At 63.2% G+C, this 7,486-nt stretch carries 10 protein-coding genes and 1 pseudogene; 5 read left to right on the top strand and 6 right to left on the bottom strand.

The annotated features are described in order from the left end of the window. Positions 1 to 65: 65 nt before the first annotated feature. Together B3V69_RS12250 and B3V69_RS12255 are read left to right on the top strand one after the other, a co-directional pair. Positions 66 to 452: an RcnB family protein gene (locus B3V69_RS12250; protein WP_296446927.1), complete on the top strand. Its 387-nt coding sequence runs from the start codon at positions 66 to 68 to the stop codon at positions 450 to 452. A 92-nt stretch (positions 453 to 544) separates the two neighbouring features. Continuing rightward, entirely contained in the window at positions 545 to 1,105 is a 561-nt protein-coding gene (locus B3V69_RS12255; RefSeq protein WP_296446929.1) for a cytochrome b, read from the top strand. 94 nt (positions 1,106 to 1,199) lie between these two features. Here the strand turns inward: B3V69_RS12255 and B3V69_RS12260 are convergent, their stop codons facing one another. Then, entirely contained in the window at positions 1,200 to 1,469 is a 270-nt protein-coding gene (locus B3V69_RS12260) for a hypothetical protein (protein WP_296446931.1), read from the bottom strand. A 40-nt stretch (positions 1,470 to 1,509) separates the two neighbouring features. On the opposite strand from B3V69_RS12260, the gene B3V69_RS12265 reads away from it, so the two are divergent. Beyond that, positions 1,510 to 1,710, top strand: coding sequence for a hypothetical protein (locus tag B3V69_RS12265; RefSeq protein ID WP_296446933.1), 201 nt, complete (start codon positions 1,510 to 1,512; stop codon positions 1,708 to 1,710). A 64-nt stretch (positions 1,711 to 1,774) separates the two neighbouring features. Here B3V69_RS12265 and B3V69_RS12270 read toward each other — a convergent pair whose 3' ends face one another. The 3 genes from B3V69_RS12270 to B3V69_RS12280 form a co-directional block, all read right to left on the bottom strand. Then, positions 1,775 to 2,026: a hypothetical protein gene (locus B3V69_RS12270; RefSeq protein WP_296446934.1), complete on the bottom strand. Its 252-nt coding sequence runs from the start codon at positions 2,024 to 2,026 to the stop codon at positions 1,775 to 1,777. A gap of 113 nt (positions 2,027 to 2,139) precedes the next feature. Then, positions 2,140 to 2,856 carry a glutathione S-transferase N-terminal domain-containing protein gene (locus B3V69_RS12275; protein ID WP_296446936.1) on the bottom strand — a complete coding sequence of 239 codons (717 nt, stop codon included), beginning with the start codon at positions 2,854 to 2,856 and terminating at the stop codon, positions 2,140 to 2,142. 220 nt (positions 2,857 to 3,076) lie between these two features. Then, a complete protein-coding gene (locus B3V69_RS12280) occupies positions 3,077 to 3,457 on the bottom strand; it encodes a VOC family protein (protein WP_296446938.1) in 381 nt (126 codons plus the stop codon). 295 nt (positions 3,458 to 3,752) lie between these two features. Here B3V69_RS12280 and B3V69_RS12285 point away from each other — a divergent pair, with 295 nt between their 5' ends. Continuing rightward, the gene (locus B3V69_RS12285) at positions 3,753 to 4,928 is read left to right on the top strand and encodes an ATP-binding protein (RefSeq protein ID WP_296446940.1); all 1,176 of its coding nucleotides are present in this window, start codon (positions 3,753 to 3,755) and stop codon (positions 4,926 to 4,928) included. A gap of 224 nt (positions 4,929 to 5,152) precedes the next feature. Then, on the top strand, positions 5,153 to 6,346 hold the full coding sequence (locus tag B3V69_RS12290) for a Fic family protein (protein ID WP_296446942.1): 1,194 nt from the start codon (positions 5,153 to 5,155) through the stop codon (positions 6,344 to 6,346). Positions 6,347 to 6,354: 8 nt separating this feature from the next. On the opposite strand, the gene B3V69_RS12295 is transcribed toward B3V69_RS12290, so the two are convergent. Further along, positions 6,355 to 6,945 (bottom strand): DUF1439 domain-containing protein, encoded by a 591-nt coding sequence (locus tag B3V69_RS12295; protein ID WP_296446945.1) that lies wholly within the window; start codon positions 6,943 to 6,945, stop codon positions 6,355 to 6,357. A gap of 186 nt (positions 6,946 to 7,131) precedes the next feature. Beyond that, positions 7,132 to 7,486 (bottom strand): annotated as a pseudogene (locus B3V69_RS12300) (Fic family protein); the annotation flags it as partial.

The raw sequence follows: 7,486 nt of genomic DNA on the forward strand, positions 1-7,486 counted from the left end.
ATCGTTTGAAAAGGCTATCGTGAATCTTGACCAAGATGACAGGTCCCAACCTAACGGAGTCCAGCATGAACAGTAAAGCAATTGTTTCCACCCTCATCGCCATGTCTTTGAGCATCGGCGGGGTGGCCTTCGCCCAGCGCGATGAATCGGCACCCATGGGCCAGCAGAATCGTCGCGGCAACGAGGCACGCCAACAGCATCGCCCTCAAAATCAGGGTCGCGCGTACAACAATGAGCGACGGGACGAACGTGGCGCCGGGCCGAACCAGCAATTCCACCGGGGCGATCGCCTTCCGCCCGAGTACCGCAACAGAAGTTATGTGGTCGATGACTGGCGTGGCCATCACCTGAGTGCCCCGCCCCGTGGTTACCATTGGGTGCAAACAGGCGGTGACTATGTTCTGGTTGCCATCGCCACCGGCATCATCATGCAGCTTTTGCTGAACAACTGACACCCGACAAGCGCAGGCGCGGCGAGGGCGGCATGGTCAGCTTGAAAGCTGGGTGGGGAGATGCGCCACATTTGTGAATCACAGGAAACAAAATGAAGCTCCACTCGCGCACACGTTATGGCATCGTCGCCCAGGCCTTCCATTGGCTCACCGCAATTTTCGTTCTGGCGGCGTTCCTCTACGGCCCGGGAGGGTCGGAGCAGCGCGTCTACTCGCCCGCCCGCGATTTCGACCGGCAGCTCCATGAGACGCTGGGATTGTGTGTGTTCACGCTGGTGGTGCTGCGCGTGCTGTGGCGCATGGTCGACACCCGACCCGAGCCCGTGCAGCTGGCGCGCTGGATGGCGCTGGCTGCCAAGGCGGTGCAAGGGACGCTCTACCTGCTGCTGTTTGCGCTCCCCTTGAGTGCCGTGGCTGGCGCCTGGCTGGAGGGCCATCCCCTGACGCTCCTGGGCGGCTGGCAGATTCCACCGCCGGTCGGAATTTCACACGCCACGGGGGCGACGATTGCGACCCTCCACACCTGGCTCGGAGACGCGATCCTCTGGCTCGCCGGATTGCACGCGCTCGCGGCGCTCTACCATCATTTTGTACGGAAGGACGGTGTGCTGGTTGCCATGCTGCCGCGCTGGGTTTCCTCGCGACAAGCTTGAGTTGATGGCGCCCTTGACGGTCGACCAGACCATGTAGGCTCGATCCACTTGTTGCTTGCTTTGCCCCGTGCCGCTGTGGACGGTGCGTGCGCTGTTACTTTGGCTGGTCCTCGCCTGCCTGCTCCCTGGCATGCTCGGTGCTGTTGCCTTGTTTCTCCACATGTACCAGGACAAACGCGTCCAGCTCGAAAAAGATACGCTCCAGACGGTCCGTGCCCAGCTTCTGGCGGTCGATGGCCAACTGATCAAAGCCCAGCTGGTGGCGCAGGCGCTCGCGACTTCCAGTGCGCTTGAGCGGCAGGACTTTGTCGGATTCCATCGCCGCGCCAGCGAGCCGCTGAAAAAAGCAGGCCTTGGCCCCCATGTTATTCTCAGTGACCAGACTGGGCGCGAGGTCGTCAACTATGTCGGCACGGCGGGCCGACGGCGTGACCGACCGGCTGTTCCCCGGCCCCAACGATCTGGTGGTGGACACCGAGTCCATGCACAGCGCAGCGAATGTGGTCGACGCGTTGTCGTTCGACAAGTCCGAAGGCGTGCACCACTGCGCTTACTTTACGCAGCAAAAGACGCTGCAGAAGCTGGGTCGCTGGCTGATGGTGTAGGCCTCTGCGCGATGTGCTGCGGGCCGACGCACCACATCACGGGCGCATGTCGGCGTGACGCCGTCTATCCGCCCACCACCGACCAACCGGCGTGGAGGTTGACCTTGTTGTTCTCGTACTCCCACTGGGTGCCGCAGCGTTCACAGCGGTACTTGGTGATGGTGACCTGACCGTGGCTGCGCGGCTCTTTGCGGTTGACGCCTTGCATCAGTTCGGGATGGCCGGGAGCGCCGCGCCAGTTGCGCTGGACGCCGGCGCACGACGCGCAAAGCGCCGGCTTCTTCGATTCGTTCGGTTGATTCAAGTCTTGGGTCATGTTGCTGCTCTTGATGCTGGTGATGGGTGGCTTCTTTGCCATTCATCGGTTGGGGGGTAGATTGTCGCCCCTCGGTCGCCGAGGCCGAAGCACCTGCGGGAACAACTATCAGATCAGGACCGCGCCGGAATCCCCGGCCCGCGCACCACCGCTGGCCGCGCCACAAACGCCGCCAGCGCCCGCGTGACCTGCGGAAAATCCTGCATGCCCACCAGATCGCCCGCCTCGTAGAAGCCGATCAGGGCGCGCACCCAGGGGAAGGTGGCGATGTCGGCGATGGTGTAGGCCTCGCCCATGATCCAGGCGCGGCCCTCCAAGCGCTGGTTCAGCACGGCCAGCAGGCGTTTGCTCTCGGCCACATAACGGTCACGCGGGCGCTTGTCCTCGTAGTCCTTGCCGGCGAACTTGTGGAAGAAGCCGAGCTGGCCAAACATCGGGCCGACGCCGCCCATCTGCCACATCAGCCACTGGATCGTCTCGTAGCGGCCCGCCGCATCCTGCGGCATGAACTGGCCGGTCTTCTCGGCCAGGTAAATCAGAATCGCGCCGGACTCGAACAGCGCCAGCGGCTTATCCCCCGGACCGTTCGGGTCGATGATGGCGGGAATCTTGTTGTTGGGGTTGAGCGAGAGGAATTCCGGCGACAGTTGGTCGTGGGTCTCGAAGCTGACCAGATGCGGCTCGTACGGCGTCAAGGTCTCCTCCAGCATGATCGACACCTTGACGCCGTTGGGCGTGGGCAGCGAGTAGAGCTGCAGCCGCTCGGGATGCTGGGCGGGCCATTTTTTTGTAATTGGGTGGGTGACGGGGAAGGTGGAGAGATTGGGCATGGGGGCTCCTTGGGATGGAAGCGGGCGGTGAGCGCCCTGATTGGCGCATTTTGGCCGGAATGGCATTTGCCTGCTGCAGCCGGGGCGGCGCAGGCTTGTCTCATATGTCAAATCAGCCTCCAGCCCTCGTCGATCCTGCGCAATCCGCTATTAAATCAGGAGCAAACCGAAATCCCCAGCCCGCGCACCACCGCTGGCCGCGCCTCAAGCGCCGCACGCCTTACTTGGCGGGGCGGTGCAGCGCGCAGATTTTGTTGCCGTCGGGATCGCGCACATACGCCAGGTAGAGCTTGCCCACCGAGCCGTCGCGAAAGCCCGGCGGCTCTTCGCAAGTGGTGCCGCCGTTGGCGACGCCAGCCGCATGGAATGCATCCGCTTGCTCGGGAGATTGCATGTTGAACCCGAGGGTGCTGCCATTGCCGTGCGTCGCGGGCTCGCCGTTGATGGGCGTGGTGATGCAGAACGTGCCCGTGGGGCTGCGGTAGAAATACCGGTTCTTGTTGGCAACGCCGGGGCCAATGCCCAGCGTGCCGAGCAGCGCATCGTAAAACTTCTTCGAAACCTCGAGATCATTCACACCAAGCATCACATGACTGAACATAATTTTCTCCGTTGGGGCCCATAGCGGGCAGGTTGATTCGTGAGCATGGTACTTGCCGGTTGGCCAAGGGCTGGTCGCCCAAATGACGAATGGCAGCCCATGCCATGCCACTGACAATGGCCAGCCCATTCGCCAAGCTGCGCGACAAATAAGCCTGTAGCCACCGTGGAATATACGTAACAAGCTACTAAATAGATAGCGTATCGAATCATATTTAGTGATCCCAGGTGCCCATTATGGTCAGGAGATGCATATTTACATTGCAAAAATAACTTCATTAGTTAAAATTGCAATAATGATTAGTCGCCAATTCGAGTCCACCGTCCGCCAAAAACTGCTCCAAACCCCTGCCGTGGTGCTGCTGGGACCGCGCCAAGTGGGCAAAACCACGCTGGCCCGCACCCTTGCAAAGGACTGGCCCGGCGGCGCGGTGTACCTGGACCTGGAGCGCCCCGCCGACCGCCTGCGGCTGGAAGATGCCGATACCTACCTGCGCGCCCAGCAGGGCAAGCTGGTCATATTGGACGAGATCCACCGCGCGCCCGGCGTGTTTGAAATCTTGCGCGGCATCATCGACGACAACCGGCAAGCCGGCCTGCGCAGCGGGCAGTTTTTGCTACTGGGCTCCGCGGCGCTGGACCTGATGCGCCAGTCCAGCGAAACCCTGGCTGGGCGCGTGGCCTACCTTGACATTGCTCCGCTCAACACCGGTGAAGCCGCTGCGGCTGGCATTGCCGACAGCACCCTGTGGCTGCGCGGCGGTTTTCCCGACAGCCTGTTAGCTGCTGACGACAGCCAAAGCCTGGACTGGCGGCGCGACTTTATCCGCAGCTACCTGGAGCGCGACGTGCCCATGTTTGCGCCCCGTCTGCCGGCCGAGACCATTGGCCGCCTGTGGACCATGCTGGCGCACAACCAGGGCAGTGTGCTCAACCAGGCGCGCATCGCCAGCGCGCTGGGCGTGGCCAACCCCACCATAGACCGCTATATCGACTTGCTGGTGGACCTGCAACTGGTGCGCCGCCTGCGGCCTTGGGGCGGCAACCTGGGCAAGCGCCTGGTCAAGTCGCCCAAGGTGTATGTGCGCGACAGCGGCCTGCTGCACGGCCTGCTGGAACTGGAAACCCTGAACGACCTGCTGGGCCACCCCGTGTGCGGCCTGAGCTATGAGGGCCATTGCATCGAGAACCTGATCCAGGCCGCCGGCAGCCGTCGCGTGCCCTACTTCTACCGGACCCAGGTGGGCGCAGAAATTGACCTGGTGCTGGAGAAAGGCGGCAAACCCGAGATGGCCATCGAGATCAAACGCTCCATGGCGCCCAGCCCGGAAAAGGGCTTCGCCATTGCCTGCGACGACCTGCAGATAGCGCAGCGCTATGTGGTGTACCCAGGGCTGGAGCGCATCCCCCTGCGCCATGGCGCGCAGGCGATTGGCTTGCAGGAGCTGGGGGCTTTGTTGGCACAGGATTAATGCGGCCAAATAAGCCACCAGCCCCCGTGGAATATGCGTAGATAGCTATCAAAAACGGAGTGGCGCGCCCACCGTTGCGCTGTCGCTGGCGGCGTGGGCCGACGCAGCTTGAACCTGCCGTTTTGGTGTGTGCTTTCAAGCTTGGCATATAGGTTGGCAAAAACATAAAAAATCCGTTGTAAATCAAACATTTACAAAACCATATAAGTTGGCAAAATAGCGCCATGTACACCGAAGTTCACCAGTTCGAACCCCTGCTCCCCTTTGAGTCGCGCATGGAGCCCCTGCTGGCCAAGGCACACGACCTGTCCCGCCTGGCCACCACCTTGGCAGGCACCCGCGTGCCGCCTGAACTGCGCAGCCTGCTGCGCAGCATGAATTCGTACTACACCAACCGCATTGAGGGCCAACACACCCGCCCGCACGAGATAGACCAGGCACTGCGCCAGGACTTTTCCAAAGACGCGACGCTGGCCGCCAAACAGCGCTTGGCGGTGGCCCACATCGAGGCCGAGCAGGCGCTGGAGCAGCGCTACGGCGGGGCAAAGGGTGCTACAGCGCTGTATTCGGTGGACGCAGTGCAGGACATCCACCGCAAACTGTTCGGCCACTTGCCGGCGGCTGATCTGGTAACCCCAGAGAAAGAACCCATCGTGCCCGGCGCGCTGCGCCAGCGTGACGTCCAGGTGGGCCAGCACGTGGCACCGGCGCATGCCAGCGTGCCGGTGTTTTTGGCGCGCTGGTCTGCCTTTTACGGCGGTGTGCGCCGCGGCGAGGCGGCCCTGGTGGCACTGGCTTGCGCGCACCAGCGCCTGGGCTGGGTCCACCCCTTTGTGGATGGCAACGGGCGTGTCATGCGGCTGCACACGCACACCTGGCTCACGGCCCTGGGCTACACCGGCGGACTGTGGTCGCCACTGCGTGGCTTTGCCTGCAGCACCGAGCGTTACAACGCACTCTTGGCCGATGCCGACAGCCTGCGTCGGGGCGATCTGGACGGGCGCGGCAACTTGAGCGAGCAGGCCTTGATCGCCTGGGCCGATTACGTGCTCGACACCTGCCTGGACCAGGTCCGCTTCATGGCGGGCCTGCTGGATTTCGAGACCATCAAGGCGCGCATCGAAGCCTGCCTGGTGTTTGAGGCCACGGTGCTCAAACAAGGTGTGCGCCAGGAAGCACTGCGCGGACTGCACTACCTGTTTTTGAGCGGCGAAGACATGGCGCGCGGCGACTTCAAGGCCATGCTGGGCATGAGCGACCGCGGCGCCACCGATGCGCTGGGCGCGCTGGTCAAGCGCGGGCTGCTCAAGTCCGACTCGCCGCAAGGCAAGGTGCGCTTCGGTCTGCCGCAGCATGCTTTGCGGTTTTTGTTCCCCCAACTGTGGCCCGAGGCCGAGGCAGATTCGGCCAATCGTTGAGGAACGCTTCAGCGTGCCTTCGGCACAAAACCAATCGTCAGTCCCTCGCTGGTCACCGTAATGTTGCCCGGCTGCATGCCCAGGGTATCGGGCAGCGCCAGGTCTTGCGGGCGCAAGGTGTACAGCACCACCTCCAGCAGCGTGCGCTCGGCCAGCGCGGGGCCATAGGTGTTGAGCAGCGCCACCACGCCGGGCTGCAGGCTGGGGAACTGCAGGCGCGCCAGGCGCAACTGGTACGCGCGCACCGTGTGGTCGGTGGCCTCGTAACGCAGCGCAAACTCCACCTCCAGCGTGCCCTGGTGGCTGCGCTGCAGCGCCGGGCCCGCCGCGTGCACCACCATCTCGGCACCCATGCGGTTGAGCGCGGGCAGCAGGCGCAGCTGCGGCACCTGCACATCCAGATTCATCAGCCCCTGCACCGGGTAGCGCAACGGGAAACGCTGCGCCACGGCAGCCTGCAGCCGCGCGGCCGACACCTTGTAGTGCGGCAGCGCCTGCGGCGGGTCTTCTTCAGGCTCGGGAGTGGTGGGCTGTTGTGCCCAGGCCAGCCGGGTTAGCGGCAGGCACAGGGCGATGGGGAGGAAGTGGCGGCGGCGCATGCAGGGAGTCCTTGGATGAAAGCATTGTGCGCCGGGGAGGTAAACGCTTGGTTTGGCAGGGCTGTATGGTGGGTGATGGGCCCGGGTTCGGCTCTAGTCTTCGTATCAAATAGGCCGGTAGCCCTCGTCAATACTGCGCAGACAGCTATGAATTACGTAGCACTTTCAAAATCAATCGGCGTGCGCTCAGGGCTTGAGTGCAGGCTGCTCCCAGCCGGGCACATTCACGGCGTAGCGCGTGGCCTTGCCCACGCCTTCCACGCGTAGCAAGCCTTTGGCAAGCAGGTCGGACAGGTCGCGGGTGGCGGTGGCTTTGGAGGTGCCTGTGATCTTGGCGTACTTCTCGTTGGTCATGCCGCCCAAAAAGCCGCCGCCTGAGCGCACATGCCCGGCTTCCAGCAAACGCTCCAGCACCTTGCTCTGGCGCTGATTTGTTTGGCACTGCGCCGCCCGCAGGCGGAACTGCGCTTTCTCAGTGGCATCCATCACCACGGCCTGACTGGCGATGCACGCGCGGGTAGCCGCGCTGAACGGCCGCCAC

Origin of the sequence: Rhodoferax sp. UBA5149, assembly GCF_002413825.1 — a bacterium.
Taxonomy (GTDB): domain Bacteria; phylum Pseudomonadota; class Gammaproteobacteria; order Burkholderiales; family Burkholderiaceae_C; genus Rhodoferax.

What these genes read in the sequence shown, in the direction of transcription:
- B3V69_RS12250 (WP_296446927.1), top strand. Translation starts at nt 66, where the DNA reads ATGAACAGTAAAGCAATTGTTTCCACCCTCATCGCCATGTCTTTGAGC.
- B3V69_RS12255 (WP_296446929.1), top strand. Translation starts at nt 545, where the DNA reads ATGAAGCTCCACTCGCGCACACGTTATGGCATCGTCGCCCAGGCCTTC.
- B3V69_RS12260 (WP_296446931.1), bottom strand. Translation starts at nt 1,469, where the DNA reads ATGGGGGCCAAGGCCTGCTTTTTTCAGCGGCTCGCTGGCGCGGCGATG.
- B3V69_RS12265 (WP_296446933.1), top strand. Translation starts at nt 1,510, where the DNA reads ATGTCGGCACGGCGGGCCGACGGCGTGACCGACCGGCTGTTCCCCGGC.
- B3V69_RS12270 (WP_296446934.1), bottom strand. Translation starts at nt 2,026, where the DNA reads ATGACCCAAGACTTGAATCAACCGAACGAATCGAAGAAGCCGGCGCTT.
- B3V69_RS12275 (WP_296446936.1), bottom strand. Translation starts at nt 2,856, where the DNA reads ATGCCCAATCTCTCCACCTTCCCCGTCACCCACCCAATTACAAAAAAA.
- B3V69_RS12280 (WP_296446938.1), bottom strand. Translation starts at nt 3,457, where the DNA reads ATGTTCAGTCATGTGATGCTTGGTGTGAATGATCTCGAGGTTTCGAAG.
- B3V69_RS12285 (WP_296446940.1), top strand. Translation starts at nt 3,753, where the DNA reads ATGATTAGTCGCCAATTCGAGTCCACCGTCCGCCAAAAACTGCTCCAA.
- B3V69_RS12290 (WP_296446942.1), top strand. Translation starts at nt 5,153, where the DNA reads ATGTACACCGAAGTTCACCAGTTCGAACCCCTGCTCCCCTTTGAGTCG.
- B3V69_RS12295 (WP_296446945.1), bottom strand. Translation starts at nt 6,945, where the DNA reads ATGCGCCGCCGCCACTTCCTCCCCATCGCCCTGTGCCTGCCGCTAACC.